This is a genomic window from Acinetobacter sp. AKBS16 (genome assembly GCF_002899995.1).
GTDB lineage: Bacteria > Pseudomonadota > Gammaproteobacteria > Pseudomonadales > Moraxellaceae > Acinetobacter > Acinetobacter baumannii.
In genome coordinates, this window is the sequence record NZ_POYH01000023.1 from 17,725 (window position 1) to 34,468 (window position 16,744).

At 35.3% G+C, this 16,744-nt stretch carries 16 protein-coding genes, 1 tRNA gene and 2 pseudogenes; 10 read left to right on the forward strand and 9 right to left on the reverse strand.

Translation table 11 applies throughout. The features are described from left to right. Positions 1 to 101 precede the first annotated feature (101 nt). Positions 102 to 1,007: a tRNA 2-thiocytidine(32) synthetase TtcA gene (gene ttcA / locus C1642_RS03400; RefSeq protein ID WP_000271249.1), complete on the forward strand. Its 906-nt coding sequence runs from the start codon at positions 102 to 104 to the stop codon at positions 1,005 to 1,007. A gap of 206 nt (positions 1,008 to 1,213) precedes the next feature. Next, positions 1,214 to 1,597, forward strand: a complete 384-nt coding sequence (locus C1642_RS03405) for an SCP2 sterol-binding domain-containing protein (RefSeq protein ID WP_001110719.1) — start codon at positions 1,214 to 1,216, stop codon at positions 1,595 to 1,597. Between the two features lie 91 nt (positions 1,598 to 1,688). Here the strand turns inward: C1642_RS03405 and C1642_RS03410 are convergent, their stop codons facing one another. Next, positions 1,689 to 2,801 carry a transglycosylase SLT domain-containing protein gene (locus C1642_RS03410; protein ID WP_001984613.1) on the reverse strand — a complete coding sequence of 371 codons (1,113 nt, stop codon included), beginning with the start codon at positions 2,799 to 2,801 and terminating at the stop codon, positions 1,689 to 1,691. Positions 2,802 to 3,173: 372 nt separating this feature from the next. Here C1642_RS03410 and greB point away from each other — a divergent pair. Both greB and C1642_RS03420 read left to right on the forward strand, forming a co-directional pair. Beyond that, positions 3,174 to 3,667 (forward strand): annotated as a pseudogene (gene greB / locus C1642_RS03415) (transcription elongation factor GreB). Positions 3,668 to 3,756: 89 nt separating this feature from the next. Beyond that, positions 3,757 to 3,846, forward strand: a tRNA-Ser gene (locus tag C1642_RS03420). A 79-nt stretch (positions 3,847 to 3,925) separates the two neighbouring features. Here the strand turns inward: C1642_RS03420 and C1642_RS03425 are convergent. Next, on the reverse strand, positions 3,926 to 4,456 hold the full coding sequence (locus C1642_RS03425) for an SgcJ/EcaC family oxidoreductase (protein WP_000398193.1): 531 nt from the start codon (positions 4,454 to 4,456) through the stop codon (positions 3,926 to 3,928). Positions 4,457 to 5,063: 607 nt separating this feature from the next. Between C1642_RS03425 and posA the strand changes: the two are divergent. After that, positions 5,064 to 9,057 (forward strand): annotated as a pseudogene (posA, locus tag C1642_RS03430) (delta-poly-L-ornithine synthetase PosA). 72 nt (positions 9,058 to 9,129) lie between these two features. Here posA and C1642_RS03435 read toward each other — a convergent pair. After that, complete coding sequence (locus tag C1642_RS03435; protein WP_103235908.1) at positions 9,130 to 9,825, reverse strand: hypothetical protein; 696 nt, start codon at positions 9,823 to 9,825, stop codon at positions 9,130 to 9,132. Between the two features lie 65 nt (positions 9,826 to 9,890). On the opposite strand from C1642_RS03435, the gene C1642_RS03440 reads away from it, so the two are divergent. Genes C1642_RS03440 through C1642_RS03450 form a run of 3 tightly spaced genes read left to right on the forward strand, consistent with a single transcriptional unit; the run spans position 9,891 to position 11,741 of the window. After that, a complete protein-coding gene (locus C1642_RS03440) occupies positions 9,891 to 10,529 on the forward strand; it encodes a hypothetical protein (protein WP_103235909.1) in 639 nt (212 codons plus the stop codon). 13 nt (positions 10,530 to 10,542) lie between these two features. Continuing rightward, positions 10,543 to 11,343 carry a hypothetical protein gene (locus C1642_RS03445; protein WP_103235910.1) on the forward strand — a complete coding sequence of 267 codons (801 nt, stop codon included), beginning with the start codon at positions 10,543 to 10,545 and terminating at the stop codon, positions 11,341 to 11,343. Continuing rightward, positions 11,343 to 11,741: a hypothetical protein gene (locus tag C1642_RS03450; RefSeq protein ID WP_103235911.1), complete on the forward strand. Its 399-nt coding sequence runs from the start codon at positions 11,343 to 11,345 to the stop codon at positions 11,739 to 11,741. Before C1642_RS03445 ends, C1642_RS03450 begins: the two co-directional genes overlap by 1 nt. A gap of 165 nt (positions 11,742 to 11,906) precedes the next feature. On the opposite strand, the gene C1642_RS03455 is transcribed toward C1642_RS03450, so the two are convergent. Both C1642_RS03455 and C1642_RS03460 read right to left on the reverse strand, forming a co-directional pair. Continuing rightward, positions 11,907 to 12,413: a GNAT family N-acetyltransferase gene (locus C1642_RS03455; protein ID WP_103235912.1), complete on the reverse strand. Its 507-nt coding sequence runs from the start codon at positions 12,411 to 12,413 to the stop codon at positions 11,907 to 11,909. A 32-nt stretch (positions 12,414 to 12,445) separates the two neighbouring features. After that, on the reverse strand, positions 12,446 to 12,703 hold the full coding sequence (locus tag C1642_RS03460; protein ID WP_001054058.1) for a YjhX family toxin: 258 nt from the start codon (positions 12,701 to 12,703) through the stop codon (positions 12,446 to 12,448). 278 nt (positions 12,704 to 12,981) lie between these two features. Between C1642_RS03460 and C1642_RS03465 the strand changes: the two genes are divergently transcribed. Both C1642_RS03465 and C1642_RS03470 read left to right on the forward strand, forming a co-directional pair. Then, positions 12,982 to 13,401: a hypothetical protein gene (locus C1642_RS03465; protein WP_103235913.1), complete on the forward strand. Its 420-nt coding sequence runs from the start codon at positions 12,982 to 12,984 to the stop codon at positions 13,399 to 13,401. A gap of 136 nt (positions 13,402 to 13,537) precedes the next feature. Continuing rightward, entirely contained in the window at positions 13,538 to 14,278 is a 741-nt protein-coding gene (locus C1642_RS03470; RefSeq protein ID WP_103235916.1) for a hypothetical protein, read from the forward strand. Between the two features lie 171 nt (positions 14,279 to 14,449). Here the strand turns inward: C1642_RS03470 and C1642_RS03475 are convergent, their stop codons facing one another. From C1642_RS03475 to C1642_RS03495, 4 genes are all read right to left on the reverse strand, one after another. Continuing rightward, entirely contained in the window at positions 14,450 to 14,854 is a 405-nt protein-coding gene (locus C1642_RS03475) for a hypothetical protein (protein ID WP_000372419.1), read from the reverse strand. After that, entirely contained in the window at positions 14,833 to 15,249 is a 417-nt protein-coding gene (locus C1642_RS03480) for a HEPN domain-containing protein (protein ID WP_024439321.1), read from the reverse strand. Before C1642_RS03480 ends, C1642_RS03475 begins: the two co-directional genes overlap by 22 nt. A 72-nt stretch (positions 15,250 to 15,321) precedes the next feature. Then, the gene (locus C1642_RS03485) at positions 15,322 to 16,236 is read right to left on the reverse strand and encodes a DUF6236 family protein (RefSeq protein ID WP_103235914.1); all 915 of its coding nucleotides are present in this window, start codon (positions 16,234 to 16,236) and stop codon (positions 15,322 to 15,324) included. A 411-nt stretch (positions 16,237 to 16,647) separates the two neighbouring features. Further along, positions 16,648 to 16,744, reverse strand: a 97-nt coding sequence (locus C1642_RS03495; RefSeq protein ID WP_139020505.1) for an IS3 family transposase, incomplete at its 5' end; no start/stop codon positions are given.

A 16,744-nucleotide genomic window follows, 5' to 3' on the forward strand; every position in this document is an offset into this window, starting at 1 on the left:
CATTATGACGACTTCAAGAATTGAAACTATTCTTTTGATGCGATTCTCATCCGAATCATATAAAATTGCGCGGTATTTTTATTTATGGGTATATCTCGTCTATGTACGCGCCAGTTGAGTCCAACGAAGGATTTAATTTTAAGCCTGAACTTCCAACAAGCTCGGCCTATTATCGTTTGCTTAAGAAGCTTCGCCGTCAAGTTGGACATGCCATCCGTGACTTCAATATGATTGAAGATGGTGACAAGGTCATGGTGTGTGTGTCTGGTGGTAAAGACAGTTATACCTTGCTCGACATTTTGTTGCAGTTCAAACGTATTGCACCAATCAACTTTGATATTGTTGCGGTTAACCTTGACCAAAAGCAGCCGGGTTTCCCTGAAGATGTCTTACCACGTTATATGGAAGAGAATAACATTCCGTATTACATTTTGGAAAAAGACACTTACAGCATTACCAAACGTTTAACTCCTGAAGGTAAAACGTACTGTGCTGTGTGTTCACGTTTACGCCGTGGTTCGCTTTATGGCTTTGCTCAAGAAATTGGTGCAACCAAAGTTGCGCTAGGGCATCACCGTGATGACATTATTGCTACTTTCTTCTTGAACTTATTCCATGGCGGTAGCTTAAAGGCAATGCCACCTAAGCTTTTATCGTCAGATAAGAAAAATATTTTGATTCGTCCTTTGGCTTATGTTGAAGAAAAGGACATTATCAAATATGCAGAGTTACGTAAGTTCCCGATTATTCCGTGTAACCTTTGTGGTTCACAAGAGAACTTACAACGTGCCATGATCAATGAAATGCTTCGTGAATGGGACAAACAGTATCCAAAACGTTTACACAGCATTTTTGGTGCGTTACAGAACGTTTCACCTTCACAACTTGCTGACCGTGATTTGTTCGATTTCGAAGTTCTTGACTCGCAGCGCGAATTAGACTTTAAAGATCCAGAAGAACTGAAAAAACGTTTAGATGTAGTGAACTTAAGCTTTGCTGCTGAATAAAACGAATTAATAAGTCAATTGAAGGCACTTTATAAACAAGTGCCTTTAATGTATCAAAATACTAAAAAATGAATGTTCCGTACAAAAAGTCATAGCTCAACCTTAAAATTACATGCTATAACAACGCTCAAGCAGAAGTGCTTCACACGATGTTGTCTGGATAGGCAACACTAGAGAAATTGAACAAATAAATTTGAGGAAGAATCATGCCTGCATTTTTAACTGATGATTGGTTTGCGACTGTCGAAAAATTAACTGCTGAAGCAGGTGATCTTAATTTGCCACCAGCTCTTGCGAATTTGGCAATTAATTTAGTAGTTACAGATGCTTCTGGAAATACCGAATTAGCGTTAGATGGGGGTAAAATCCAAAAAGGTTTGTCTTCAAATGCCAAAACTACATTAAACATGGATGCTGAAACTTTACGTAAAGTATTCCTAGAGTTTGATATGGCAGCTGCTATGCAGGCATTCATGACTGGTAAAATAAAAGTTCAAGGCGATATGTCTCAGTTAATGGCTTTACAAACAGCTAAACCAAGCCAAGAACAAAAAGATTTGTTCAAAAAAGTATTAGAGCAAACCGCTTAAACTAAAAAAGAATTCATATAAAAAGCTTACCCGAGAGGTAAGCTTTTTATTTATACAAACAATGAATTTATCAACTTTTAGATGATAAAAACTAGATATTAATTCGCGTTTGTGCCGTTTTAATGTGCTCAAGATAAGCACGTATACGAGTCACATACTGAACTGCTTGTTTGTATCGACCATTGCGAGTTTTGTTACTCTGCAAATAATTATAGAGATTAACCCATTGGTTCGGGTCTTTCCCTTGGGCTTGCAAGCGCTTTTGAATCTGGTTCACCGCACCCGGTCCCATATTGTAAGCCACAAGTGCATACCAGTTGCGATCTGGGAAAGGAATATCATCATACTCACTTAACATGAGATCATAATATTTCGCACCACCCTGAATACTCTGTGCTGGATCGTTACGGTTACTTACACCCATTGCCCGAGCTGTACTATTGGTTAACATCATTAACCCACGTACACCTGTTGGTGAAACAGACTCTGGCTTTAGGTACGATTCTTGATAACCAATCGCTGCAAGCAAATGCCAGTCTAAATCGTACTGAGCAGCACTTTGTTTAAAGCTTGCTTTGTAAATCGGTATACGTGCACTTAAGTCACGTTGAATCGTAGACCAAGCTTCTGGTTTTACAACATTACGGTTATAAAAAGAAGCAAGTTGCTGAGTTAGGCCATTTTGTTTGCTTTGACAAACAAAACCGCTTGCTGTTTGTGTAAGCGGGTCATCTGCTTGTTTAAACACCCAGCTTAAATTCGGATTTAATCCATTTTTTTGCAAATTTACGATATCACCACAACTTGCAGAAAAAGACATTAAACCTTTGTTCTCGATTGAACTTAAGCTTGCGGTTGTCATGGCAAGATTTGCTTTACCTTGCTGAACCCACTTAAGCGCCGTGGCATTATCTGTCACGATTTTGAAGTCCAACTTTACATTTAAGCTTTGTGCATAGTTACGCGCTAAGTCATAACCAAAGCCGTGTAAAAACTGATCTTCTTTAAAAACAGTCGTTGGGCTTTCTACAGCAACCACTGTTAATGTGTTTGTGTTAACTACAGTATTGTACTGTAGGGTTTTTCCTGCATTGATACTATGAAAGGGAAAAAACATAGTGCTGAGCGCAAGAACTTTCAATGGGAGAGAAGAAAATAAAGAGCTAAGGCCAAGCCTCGACCCAGAACTTGAATTACTGTGCATGTTGTCTCCGCTACAGGTAATTTATGCCCTAAAAGTCAGACAAAAAGCTGCCATAACTTCTAAAAGTTGATAAATTCAATAAGGGGTGGGCAGTCATGACGTCATTCAAAATGACATGAAATGAAAAAAGCAAACTGTGTAGAAAATCTACATAGTTTTTGAGTGGGTTAAAAAATACTCAACATTTAAGATGCGCGCATCATAATATTGATAAAAAGTATTGTCAAATTTTGTACAATTAAATATCCGATATATCATCATAACAACATGAATTTATTAAGGAAGAAAATTTATACACTTCTGATGTGAGAAAATAGGGTATAAAATGCTACATCTTGTAACCCTTATGTTGTTAATCAGTGGTTTTTAATCATGAAATCTAACTTAATCACTCGGTCAGGCCATGACAAATTAGTTGCTGAATTAAAACAACTTTGGCATGAAGAAAGACCAGAAATTACGAAAAAAGTAAATTGGGCTGCAAGCCTCGGTGACCGTAGTGAGAATGCAGATTATCAATATAACAAGCAGCTCCTTAGAAAAATTGATCGACGAGTACGCTACTTAGGAAAGCGTTTAGAAGAGTTAAAAATTGTTGATTACTCACCTGAGCAAGAAGGCAAAGTTTACTTTGGTGCTTGGGTCGACATTGAAAATGAAGAAGGGGAGCAAAAAACTTTACGAATGTCGGGGTAGATGAAATTTATGATCACCATCCTCAGCATATTTCAATTGAGTCACCTATGGCACGTGCACTCTTGAGTAAAGAAGTCGATGATGAAGTAGAAGTACACACGCCTCTGGGCAAAAAGCTGTGGTATATCAATGCAATTCGCTATGAAAAACCTAAAAATGATGAAATTTAGATAGATTTGTTTTTATTTTGAGCGGTTGAATTAAAAATTAAATAAAAGATTTGCCAACTTGCATTTTTGTTTATATTATAGCGCTCGTTGGAAGCGTGGCAGAGCGGTTTAATGCACCGGTCTTGAAAACCGACGAGGGTGTGAGTCCTCCGTGAGTTCGAATCTCACCGCTTCCGCCAAAATTCTTAAAAAGCCCTTGTTAATGACGAGGGCTTTTTTTTATGCATATAAGTTACTAAAAAATGATCGTGCTCCCTTCTATATATTTCTAAGTATGGTCTCTCCCGTACGAGGGTTCGTCAAAGTGACATTTTCTAGCGCTTGAATGTACCAAGAATGATTCTTCTGGGTGAGCACAGTAAGAATGAGAGTATCAATCTGATGAGGCCCTTGAGGATGAGCTACGCCTGCAGTGAGGCGGCTCCAAAAATGTGAAATACATATATCCTCACTCATAGGTATGAGGTCTATCAGCTCATTCTCTAGTGTTGAATCACGATAAATGGTTTCATGAATAGGTTGATGCATTGCAATAATTTCATCAACTCCTTTAACGTAGTGACCGAAACGGTTAACGAAAGTCGCATCTTTATCAAAAAGAGCAGCAAAGGCCTGCATATCATGCTTATTCCAAGCGGTTTGAAATGCTAAAGGTATTTCTTTTGGGGTTATTATGTGTTGACTCATACCAGCACCACTGTTTAATTTTTTAAGTCCATTTTCAAATATTATAAATAAAGATACTTCGTCATGCTTAAATGAAACAGGTGATCTTAGCTCGCCTTCCAAGAGTATCTTCGTTTTAACCCATACAACTCACCACACCAAATAGGGTAGGTTGAGTTATGGGGAGAGCATATAAATAACTGTTCGCTCAATCTGCTTAATGGAGTTAACTTTTTATAAAATCCAGATAAAGATATAAGTTAAATAGAATTGATGCATACAATTTTAATATAATGTTAATAATCAACCATCATGCATAAATTTAAATACACTCTTTTATTTTTTAAGAACTCTTTTGATAATTTAGAACTAAACAATTAAGTTTAAAATATGGAGAATTTGTATACAGGATGGCTTTTATTAGTTTAATTAAAATGAGAACTATATAAATCTTGTGAATTCTAGCTTTTTACTTCATTAGTTTTGTACGTTTTTATCTTAAAGATAATCATAAAATTAGAATAATAATATTAAATATTTGATTTTTATTTATAAATTAAAATTAACAGCTAAGGTTCTTACTCTGTTGAATAAACATCAAAACTAAAAAATTTAATCTTGCTTTAAGTTCTCTTAATTAATTTATGGCCTATCTAGATTTCGTTAATGGGTCAGAAAAATAAATTATGACTTCATTTAAGCCAAATCAGAAAATTAAGAGAGTATAAAAATGAACCAGTTTGTAACGAACACGAAAAATGTAATTCGTGGAAAGTATCATCCGGAATTTTTGCAGAATGAAGTCTTAGCCGATATTTTTGCTCATACTGCACAAACTCTTCCTGATAAAACGGCTTTAATTGAAGCAGATAAAACGCTGAGTTATGGTGAGCTGTATCAGCAAGCCTTAATTATGGCTCAACATCTGGCTTTAAAAGGGGTAAAGCCAGGTCATATTGTAGGACTATGGCTGCCGCGTGGTATTGAGCTTTTAAAAGCTCAACTGGCCATTTGTTTAAGCGGTGCAGCTTGGCTTCCTTTTGATATGGATACGCCCGCGGACCGTATTGCGGTATGTCTTGAAGATGCCGAAGCGGTAGGAATGATTACTACAGATGAATGGTATGAACATTTAGCTGAAGTGCCGCAAACAAAATGGACCAACACCGAGCTGCAAAAACCATTAAGCGAAAGTGTAAGTTTAGCGAAAACCACTCCAGATCAACCTGCCTATATTATTTATACCTCGGGTTCGACAGGTAAACCCAAAGGAATTGTGATTACTCAAAAAAATATTTGTCACTTTTTACGTAGTGAAAATAGTATTTTGGGTATTCAAGAGCAAGACAAGGTCTATCAAGGCTTTTCAGTCGCTTTTGATATGTCGTTTGAAGAGATTTGGCTTTCTTATTTGGTAGGTGCAACGTTGTGGATTGCACCGAAGTCACTTGTCAGTGATCCTGAGCGGTTATGCCAAACCTTAAAGCAGGAACAAATTACAGTACTGCATGCTGTTCCAACGTTACTTGCCTTATTTCCTGAAGACGTACCTAATTTAAGAATTATTAATTTAGGTGGGGAAATGTGTCCAGACTCACTGGTTGACCGTTGGGCATTACCTCATCATCAAATGTTTAACACCTATGGACCAACCGAAACCACGGTTTCTGCAAGTCTTGAGTTATTAGAACGCGGCAAACCTGTCACCATTGGCAAGCCCTTACCAAACTACGGTATGTTGGTTATTAACTCTGAAAGAGAGTTGCTCGAGCAAGGTGAAACAGGGGAGTTATGTATTTTTGGTCCAAGTGTGGCACAAGGCTATTTAGGACGACCTGATTTAACCGCAGATAAGTTTATTGAAAACCCTTGGGCAATGAGTGTAGAGGAAGAATTACTCTACCGTACTGGGGATTTGGCTAAAATTGATGAGTTTGGTCAAGTACACTGTTTAGGTCGTGCCGATGACCAAGTTAAAATCCGTGGTTTCCGTGTAGAGCTTGGCGAGATCGAAGCTGCGCTTTGCGATATTGACGGAATTGGTACGGCAGCCGTTATTCTTCGTCCTGAAGACGGCATTGATCAACTTATTGCGTTTATTGCACCAGAAATTGATGCAAAGCAAGCTATAGAAATTAAAGAACTACGCCATAACTTGAGTCAGCGATTACCGCCTTATATGGTGCCAAATCGTTTTGAGATTATTGAAGAAGTTCCACGTCTATTATCTGGGAAAATTGACCGTAAAGCTTTAAAAGCAAGACCGCTCACAAGTGTGGTAGATCGCAGTGAATCTGACCAGCCACAGAACCCAGCTGAAGAAATCCTATTTGAAATTTTGAATCGCTTGTTCCCGAACATGCCGATTAAACTCGATTCAGATTTCTTCGATGATTTAGGCGGGCATTCACTACTCGCCGCTGTTTTAATTTCAAATCTGCGTGAGCATGTGGAATATAGCCATCTGACCATTCAAAACTTATATCAAGCGAGAAGAGTAGGCGCGATTGCTGCACTCATGTTAGAGCAGCCTGAACCTACTTTATTTGATAGCCAAATTGGACAAGATAACCCTCGTAATCAGACCTATAAATGGTTATGTGGTATTGCACAGCTTGTAACTATTCCGGTTTTAATCTCGATTAATATTTTGCAGTGGTTAGCGCCATTCTTTACCTATCACTACTTTACCGGTGGAACTCGCGACAGTATTCCGTATGCGATTGCGTTGTCTTTATTGGTGTATGTCAGTGTCATTATGAGCAGTTTTGTACTGTCGATTACGGTAAAACGACTATTAATGTTAGGAATTGGCGCAGGGCGTTATCCATTATGGGGATTAACCTATTTCCGTTGGTGGCTAGCGGACCGTATTAGTAATATTTCACCTGTCTATCTCTTGTCGGGTTCGACTTTACTTAACTTATATTTGAAAGCACTTGGTGCAAAAATCGGTCACGACGTTACCATTAGTTCTGTACATATTCGTATGCCATCTTTACTGACTATTGAAGATGGCGTGAGTATCGGTTCTCAGGTGAATTTAGAAAATGCCAAAGTTGAACATGGTTACTTGGTATTAGGTTCAATTCACCTTAAACAAGACAGTTATGTAGGTTCGTATGCTGTATTAGAAGAAAATACAGTGTTAGAAAAACAGGCCCATGTAAATGCCTTAACTTCAATTGAATATGACACAGTTGTACCTGAGGGCGAAATTTGGGATGGAACACCTGCTCAGAAAATAGGGCATATAGATGAGCAAGCTAAATTGCCAGAGCGTCCTAAACTATCGTTTATACGTAAAATTGCTGAATATGGGTACTATGGCGTTAGTGCATTAATTATTGCCTGTCTTTTCTTTATTCCAATTTTTCCAAGCTTCCTTTTGGTCGACTGGCTAGATGTAAATATATTTAATATTAACCCGAACAACCATTTGCAAATCGCGCTTTATTATTTCATTTTAGCGATTCCGGCTAGTGCAATGATGATGATGATTACTGCGGTGATTTCTTCAGGTCTGCGTAAAATCGCATTGCCGCGTCTTGAAATTGGAACCTATGCGGTTCATGGCAGCACGTATTATCGTAAATGGTTTGCGGCCCAAATTTTAGAAACGAGCTTACAAACCTTACATGGCTTGTTTGCCACCATTTATGCGCCTACATGGTTCCGTATGCTGGGAGCAAAAGTAGGTAAAAATACCGAAATTTCTACCGCAACCGGCGTCATTCCAGAAATGCTGACTTTGGGTGAAGAAAGCTTTATTGCCGATGCGGTAATGCTGGGTGATGAAGAGATTAAAGGCGGTTGGATGTCTTTAAAAGCAACCAAAATCGGTAACCGTAGTTTTGTGGGAAATAGTGCTTATATTGCTGATGGGACAGTGTTACCAGACAATGTTTTAATTGGCGTGCAATCAAAAACACCAGATAACCGTGAAATGTATGATGGACAAACTTGGTTTGGTTCTCCGGCGTTGCTGTTACCTGCACGTGAAGCTGCTGAAAAATATCCTGACCATTTAACCTTTAAACCAAGTATTAAGCGCCGTTTAATGCGCGGTTTTATTGAAGGGCTTCGTATTGTATTGCCGGCCGCACTTGCGATTGGGGTGGGTTATATGATCGTACTAGACGTTATTGATGTGATTAATAACTACAATATTGAGACAGGACTGGTTGCATTAACGCTCGCAGGGCTGCTTTATGGTGTGTTTCCTTATTGTTGCGCTATTAAAGTGGATTTTGATTGGTCGCTATCAACCGCGTTCGGCACCTATGTGGACCATGTTCGTATGGTTAAGTGAAGGGATTACCAGCTTATATGAATCAGTTGCGATTCCTAACTTCTTAAACTACTTAAGAGGAACGCCAATGTTGCCATTCTTCTTGCGTATTTTAGGGGTTCGTATTGGTAAAGACGTTTATATGGATACAGCTGATATTACCGAGTTCGACTGTGTCAGCATTGGTGACCGTGCCGAGTTTAATAGCTTTTCAGGCCCGCAAACTCACTTGTTTGAAGACCGTATTATGAAAATTGGGCAAGTGAACGTGGGGCATGATGTAGTGGTCAATGCGCGCAGTATTATTTTATATAACGCAAACGTGAGCAATCATGCTGTGTTAGGTCCATTAACATTGGTCATGAAAGGTGAAAATATTCCGGCTAAATCTGCGTGGATTGGTTCACCGGCTGTGCCTTGGGTTCATAAATAATAAATTGTTGAATTGAAAAAAAGCCTCTGTAGAACAGAGGCTTTTTTTGTATTACATATAAATCTTATTATATTAAATAGAGTCAATATTATTAGAAATTTCATTTAATTCGATTATGGTACTTTGGTCATTTTCAATATGTTTATAAAAATATTGATCTTTTGTTTGGAAAAAGATATCAAAACTACGGCTCATTAATGAATCTACACGACTTTGTTTTATATAAATTTCTGAAATAGCCGAAATATAGTGATCAACCCAATCTTCTATATGATCAAATGAAGCACGAGGACGTGGATTTGTATAAAGATCTCTTAAATTTTCCGAAATATTTTGAATATTAGGATTAAAGAGCCAAATGATGAGATCATTTTCTCTAAATTCTGATGTTTGATAGATACCTGATTCTTCAGTTGGTTCTACAGAAAAAAGTTTTGCTCCATTTTTACTATAACTAGAATACAGGATTTTAGATAATTGAATCTGTTCATGGCATCCTATTTCCATTTCTCTAACTTGTTTTGAAATATTTAAACATATGGGAAGCTTTTCAATTTCAGAGTTAAAATCATTAATGAAAAGATGAACTGCTTTATCAATGACATAATGCTCACCTACACCAGTAATAAACCCACTGTGCCATGTATATAGTTTAGAGTCCAAATATTCCTTATATTGATCTAAGCTTTTATATTTTAAAATTAAATATTTATTGTCTATTGCAACAACAATACTATCTTTTAGTTGAACAGCAATAAGAAAAGTCATATTTATAAAGATAATTAAGTTATGTTAAGATTGATTTTATCTATAATAATATAAATGGCGTAGTCATGGCGGGTGGTTCACAAATTATAATTTCCTCTGATGGTATTATTATAAAAACACCAAAAGAATTTAAAGTATTTGCAGGACAACATATTTTTTCTGGGCCATCTGTAGCTAGTTTAAAGAGTACTCATATACAGCATTTACTACCATCAGATCAGTTAACTCCTAAAGCTAAAATCACACCAAATATACACTTTCCTATAACGGGAGTGCTTGCTCGGATAGAAAGATTAGATGGGAAAAAAATAAATTCGACAGATAAATTGATGATTAATGGAACTCCATTAAAGGAAGTATGGATTAGTGAAAATGGAGTGGCTTACTTTATTCCTCCTAAAAATATACCCCAAGTCAAAAGTATTGAAATTAATAGCGAATCATTGAATTTAGAAAAAAATTTAAGACAATTTCATACAAATAAAGAAGGAATTGATTCAATTTCTGAACAAGTTGAAATACTGAATGAAGCTTTAACTGAGCATAAGAAACAGTTTTCAAGTAAAAATAAATCTGATGTTATTGTTATGCAGGGTGTTTTTAGGTATAGCCTTATTTTGGATTATATTGACCAATTGGATTGGGATTATGAAAGTCAGAAGTATTTATTGAGTAAAAGGTTAAATTTGAAAGTAGATTTTTAAATGAGGAATAACGATGTCTCCAGTAGAATATAAAAAGGAAAATGACCTTCATATTATTAAAATTACAGGAAAATCTCGCTTAACTCCTATTGTCCGCGATGGTGAAGAACTTTTTAGTGCAACTGTGCAAAGAGCACAATCAAAAGCGAAATTAACGGTGTGTATAAATGGTTGTTGGTATGGTTTAACAGATTCAGGAAAAGCGGATGCATTTGTTGGACACGATCCAGTTCCAAGTGCTGATACATTAAATGAGGGTTTTGCATTATTAGGTACAGGAGCTTTACATGGTCATAGCGCGCCTAATATGTTCTATATTGCTCAAAAACTAGATTATACATGGTTTATGGGACAAGGAGATTTAACAAAAAATCGGGGTTATTACACGGGTATTGGTGGATTATGTCCTTTGGTTTTTAAAGGGCTAAAATATGGTGATGGTAATTTATATAGTAAAGAATTACCAAATGCGAAGTTAACAGGAGAGCCTCTACCTGCACATAAACCTTTTTTAACTCAAAGAAATAATAATAGATATGCTGCGCTTTCACGTTTAGACAATAGAACTGGGCGAGGAGGAATAGGATTTACACCTACGGCTGATATTGTGGTGATTGCTCAAGAGCATGGTGTAGGATCGGTTTCTTTTGATGCCTTTAGAGATACCTTTATTAAACATGGTTGTACAAATGCCTGCGCTGTAGATGGTAGTGATTCAGTGTTTTTATGGTATGACGGAGGATTTAAATTTATGTCAGCAGAGAATAAAGATGAAACACAAACTTTTGGTATTGGAATAAGAGCAGAAACCTAATGTTAAAAAAAGCTTTATTTAGTCTAATCATTTCAGTTTTAGTACTGCTCTCAATTTCATTTGTAGATTTGTATTGCACGCATACATCTTTTAAATTATTTAAAGTTTGGTTAGTAGAATTTAACGGAATTAATAATTATTTAATTTTTATTAATAATTTTATAATTAATTTTTTAATTGTTTTCTTAATTATTTCTCTAATTGTATATTTTATAAAAATTAAGAATATTTTTATTTATATAGCCTTAGTTTTGCTATGCATTTCACTTGGGAACTTTTTTATGAAAACATCTATAAATTTAACTATGGATAGTAGAAAAGAGGCTCTATCAGGTAATTTGATTGATAAAAGTTTAGCTTTTTTATTAATGCATAAAAAAGTTGAGTGTGAAGACTAAAATATTGTTAATTTTAGAAATCAGAGTTGATTTAAAACTAATATATGAATTTATGAAGATGCGTAATTATTTATTTTTTAATGTTTTATATAAATTTGCGATGTTAAGTTAATAAAAAGCCTCTATAAATAGAGGCTTTTTATTAAATGTTGTAAGCGAACTTATTTATTCAGTTGCCGTAAAAGCATCATGATAAGTAACTTCTCCTGAGGGAATATGATTGCTGAAACTTAGAGCTTGAAAATATTCATTTGGTACATTAGGTAAATTTAAATCAGGGTATGATTTAAAACCAAATCGACTGTAATAATTTGGATCACCTAATAGAACGCAACCTTTTCCGCCTAATTCTTTTAACTTTTGAAGAGCTGCATTCATTAAAAGAGAACCAACGCCAATTCCTTGTTTCTTTGGACATACAGAAATAGGGCCTAGACCATACCAACCAGTGTCACCTGACGTGATTGTAACTGGTGAAATAGCCACATGACCTATAATTAAGTCATCTTCTATAGCAACTAAAGAGATCGTGAGTTGCTTATGTTTCCGAAGGCTATTCACAATAAATTGTTCAGTATGGCTAGAATGCTCTTCATTTAAGAACGCGGCTTTCGTCAACGCTTCGATATTTTTAATATCTTCGGGTTGTTCATCTCGAATTATAATATTCATATTTTCTTTCTCTTAATAAATAGCAACTTATATCAACGATTGTCTAGTTGAGGGCGAACAGTCTGGAGTCCTAACAATGTAATTTGATAAGGTTGGCTATTTTTAGACTTGATTAAACGTTTTGCTTTTAGCTTTTTAAATACATCTAAAGAACAATCAGATAGGACAAAACCTTCTCGTGTATAGCATTCAACGAAATAGACTGCGCCTGATGCGTCACGTTGGTATTTAATATGTCCGCCTTTAGCAAGGACATGGAGAGTTCGCTGTTCGAACTTTGAAAGATTCATGTTGGAGCCTTGATAATAATCAAACGTGCAAATAGAGGTGATCAGAAATATGACCACAGAAAAATTGCGACATTGATAATCAACTCAATAATAAAAATTGAGAGTGATTATCAGATGATTACTATCTCCAACATATAAACCTCTTTGAGAAGGAGGATACTTTTATTCAAAGGATATATTAACTGTATATATCACTTAATAACAAATGTTTTTTATATTCATAGACCTTTTATTTATATAAAATCAGGCAACAAAAAATTATGTATGAGTTTTAGTAAATGAAAAAAACAATTTTTAGCCTAATTTTCGCTACCTGTGCAGCTTTTTCAAATAGTATTCAAGCAGAAGAAGTTTATTATCAACAAGAAGATATCGCTTATGCTTTTGAACTAGATTCAATCAAATTTTATTTACCAAGTAAAAGTAAATTTAAAATTACTGCTACCAGAAAACTAGTTGGCGTACCCGAAACAAAGTTTTATACGGGTGATTTTGATAAAGATAATATCGCACAATTTCATATGGCTTTTGACTGTTCACATAAGACGATACAGATTTTAGACTTTATGATTGGTGATAAAAATAATGGTGAACTTAAGTACAAGAGCGATAAAAAGAGTGAAGTAATGAAAGCCACGGGTGATAATGATTTAGCTATGCTTAATTTAGTGTGTGAAAATGCTAAGGCTATAAAATAGTGTCTGTGCATCATAAGGCTTGTTTTTAATACTCTTATATACAATTTTCTTGGCGACCCACCTTTAAAAAAACGAAATTAAAGATTTAACAATTATGATACCTGTACAGACATTCTCGGTTTTTGCAATTTTTCTGTTGTTTATTGCTCCATTGATTGGTGTTGTACTAACGCTAGGTTTATTAGTGAAAGCACTATTCTTTTGGCGAAATAAGGCTCAAAAGTCTGTGAGGTTTTTCTCTCAAAAAACATTATTCATTACACTAGTGGCATTAATATGTGACCTGTGGGCAGGTTATTTATTTTATATGACTGAATCGGTAAAGTATGAGATTGCTCTTAAGCAGCATTACAAGGAACGTCGCAGTCATTTCGTTTTATCTCAAGATGCACAATATGGCGAACTGTTGATTCCCAAAGGGAGTTTAATTAGTCGTTACGATGCTTTTGACAACGGCGAGCCACAAGTACCCTTTAGCTTACGTGGATTAGAGGCTGTACGTTTTCCTCATCCTGTACAGGTTGCAGGAATGTGGGTAACTGCGATGGAGCCTCCTCGAATGGAATTGGCATGGGATCAGCATGTAGGTCCAGTTATGCGCTTTGATCCTAAGGAAGAAAATGGCTATGGTAAATGGGTTTACGATACGAAACGTCCTACCATCGCTTGTTCTCGTGGAGACATCGTGCTACTTGAAATACCACTCATTGATTATGATATTCAAAAAGAATTTGGTAAACCTGAGCCTGATGGAGCGAATGCACGTTTTCGCCCGAGTGAGTGGGGTGTTCAACAATGCGAAAAAGGTCAGGGACCAATTAAGGTTAGTCCTGCATATACTGGGACTGCACCAAAGAAACCTTGGTTTTATAAATAATAAGTTGTTGAATTGAAAAAAGCCTCTGTAGAACAGGGGCTTTTTTTATACTTAAGCTACTTAGTTTTGGTTTGATTAGACGGTCGTAATAGAACTAACAAATATTTTAGATAGTTACTAATTTTTTATAATCAAAAAGTATAAATCTAATTAATTTTATATTAAATAGCTTTAAATATATTTGTATATCAAACAATCATTGATTTCAAAACTGTTTATCATGGAGTTAGCTATCCTAACTCTTCCACTTTCCATATGAATTAATCCTTTCATTGATTTATAAATGAAAGATGTATTGGATTTAACTTCAATATAGTTTAGAGGAATTCTTTTATATTTTTTTGAGAGTGTCGTTCTATTAATATTACTAATTGTTTCATACACAAAAGATGAACCTTTTTGAGAAAATTCGTCAAATACTAATATATACTTCCAATCATTAATCTCTGAGTAAAAGAACCACATAGCTGCGTCTATTTTAATATGTTTTTTAGTTAATTCTTTTAGTAAAAAATCACCTGAGAATTCCATATCGTTAGATAATTCTTTTTGAATTACCAGTGTTTTTTGATCCATTGAAGTATTCCTGATTGATCATCACTAACTGCATTAATTAATTCTTCAGCTCTAATCTTTTCGATTGTGGGCTTGTATCTAAATTGTTCAGACCAATCTTTTACTAATGCCCAATGAACCTCAAGTTTTGCATCTTGTTCTGCATCAACTTTAAACTTCAGGCTTAAATTTGAAAGCTTTAATAGTTGGTTTAAATCATGTACATAAGAGTCATTAACTAATTTTTTATTTGGAAATTCATTTTCCTTAAATGATTTAGCAATACATGCTTTTAAGGCACATTCAATAGAATATCCACATAAGTAAAAAGATCCTTGGAATAGTCCATTTTCGAATAAAACTTTAGCTTCTCTTAATCTTAAATCAGCTAAAGTCTCTAGTTCATCTTTTGTCATATGTTTCCTGTACATTCCAGAAGATTTTCAAGCCTTCTTTTATAGTCTTCCTACACTTCGCAATTTATCTATTTATTCCAGACTATGATCAAATTTCTGTAAGATAATTCCTCTATTGATTGCAGAACCAATGAATTGAAATTCCGGTGAATTCTTCTTTACTTCATGAATCTTTTGCTTTGAGCTAAAAATATTAAAGAAGGTTTTTCCAAGATTATACGTTCCAGATAAGCTTAGGCCACTTATCAATAGATCTCCAGCAGCTAAACTCGCTTCTAATAGTTGAGACTTATTACTTTTGATATCACTAATCAATGATTTCATCGAATAATAGGAGAATTTAGAGGAAAAAGCGAATTCATAATCTCTTATCGCACGTTTAAATTCCTCTAATTCATATGATTTGGCAAGATCTCTCCTTTCCAAATTTTCATATGAACTAATTTTATCAAATAGTCTATATTTTGCTAAATGAAGCCTATCAAGTTCATCTATATAATCTTCTCTAAATTTTCTTAGAGTATCTATTGGAACATAAGTACTTGGATAGGGAAGGCATTTTGCAATTTCAACCCTAATTGTATGTTGCTCTATCAAATCATCAGATTCTATAGAGTTAAATCCATCTGCAACGTTATTATAAATAATCCAATCTGAGTCTTTGGTCTGTTTTCTTATACTTTGACATGCTAATAAAGATTCCAAAGCCAACCGTTGCATTTCTGAAGAATGAATCTGAGGGGGAGGGGCATTTGTATAAAACTCAATAACCCCATTACTTCTGAATTCTTCAATTACATTATTAGTAAAATGGAACATCGGTATTTGAGTAATAATGATGTTATCCCAATAAAGACCATAAAACATCAAATCGCTATGTGTTAGATCTTTAGCTACAGGTCCATTTTCATTACTAACGCCTCCTAATCCTGAGATTATTAGGCCTTTAGAAATTCTTTTTTTCTTAAATTGGATTATTTCACCCATTTTTAAAACTCAAGTAGATATTTGCTTATGAAAATGAGTAAGTATTCGGGAAATCAAGTTCTATATTTTGAATTTAGATACTGATCCTAATGAGATGTTCTAATATTAACATAGGCTCTTGCTTATACGAAATACTAACAAAACTAAAACAATCTTGCGAAGCTATTTTAATTTACTCCCCCTTACTTTTCACCGCTCTATTTCAAAACAAATGTCATTTTGTGTGCTTGACTGCTAAAGAGCAGAGCACTATTCTTTGCCTGCTGGCCACATTGCCAGCCGGCTTTGACAGGCTGAATATTATCTCCCGCATCAGAGCTTTTCCTTCTGAGGAACAGTCTTGTGTGGTGTACTACTCGTCCCTTTCCCGTAGCGGTAGGATGATCTGCCCCCATAAAGTTGGACAGTTAGTTAAGCAGTTTTTATAAACTGGTTTCTATATTGTACAGGGGATAAACCTTGTAGCTTCACCTTGATTCTCTCATGATTATAATAATGAATGTATTCT

Excerpts from the sequence above, each read along its gene's own strand:
- C1642_RS03455 (WP_103235912.1), bottom strand. The coding sequence starts at position 12,413 with ATGAATATTATAATTCGAGATGAACAACCCGAAGATATTAAAAATATC.
- C1642_RS03410 (WP_001984613.1), bottom strand. The coding sequence starts at position 2,801 with ATGCACAGTAATTCAAGTTCTGGGTCGAGGCTTGGCCTTAGCTCTTTA.
- C1642_RS03485 (WP_103235914.1), bottom strand. The coding sequence starts at position 16,236 with ATGGGTGAAATAATCCAATTTAAGAAAAAAAGAATTTCTAAAGGCCTA.
- C1642_RS03445 (WP_103235910.1), top strand. The coding sequence starts at position 10,543 with ATGTCTCCAGTAGAATATAAAAAGGAAAATGACCTTCATATTATTAAA.
- ttcA (WP_000271249.1), top strand. The coding sequence starts at position 102 with ATGTACGCGCCAGTTGAGTCCAACGAAGGATTTAATTTTAAGCCTGAA.
- C1642_RS03440 (WP_103235909.1), top strand. The coding sequence starts at position 9,891 with ATGGCGGGTGGTTCACAAATTATAATTTCCTCTGATGGTATTATTATA.
- C1642_RS03475 (WP_000372419.1), bottom strand. The coding sequence starts at position 14,854 with ATGGATCAAAAAACACTGGTAATTCAAAAAGAATTATCTAACGATATG.
- C1642_RS03435 (WP_103235908.1), bottom strand. The coding sequence starts at position 9,825 with ATGACTTTTCTTATTGCTGTTCAACTAAAAGATAGTATTGTTGTTGCA.
- C1642_RS03450 (WP_103235911.1), top strand. The coding sequence starts at position 11,343 with ATGTTAAAAAAAGCTTTATTTAGTCTAATCATTTCAGTTTTAGTACTG.
- C1642_RS03460 (WP_001054058.1), bottom strand. The coding sequence starts at position 12,703 with ATGAATCTTTCAAAGTTCGAACAGCGAACTCTCCATGTCCTTGCTAAA.
- C1642_RS03405 (WP_001110719.1), top strand. The coding sequence starts at position 1,214 with ATGCCTGCATTTTTAACTGATGATTGGTTTGCGACTGTCGAAAAATTA.
- C1642_RS03465 (WP_103235913.1), top strand. The coding sequence starts at position 12,982 with ATGAAAAAAACAATTTTTAGCCTAATTTTCGCTACCTGTGCAGCTTTT.
- C1642_RS03480 (WP_024439321.1), bottom strand. The coding sequence starts at position 15,249 with ATGACAAAAGATGAACTAGAGACTTTAGCTGATTTAAGATTAAGAGAA.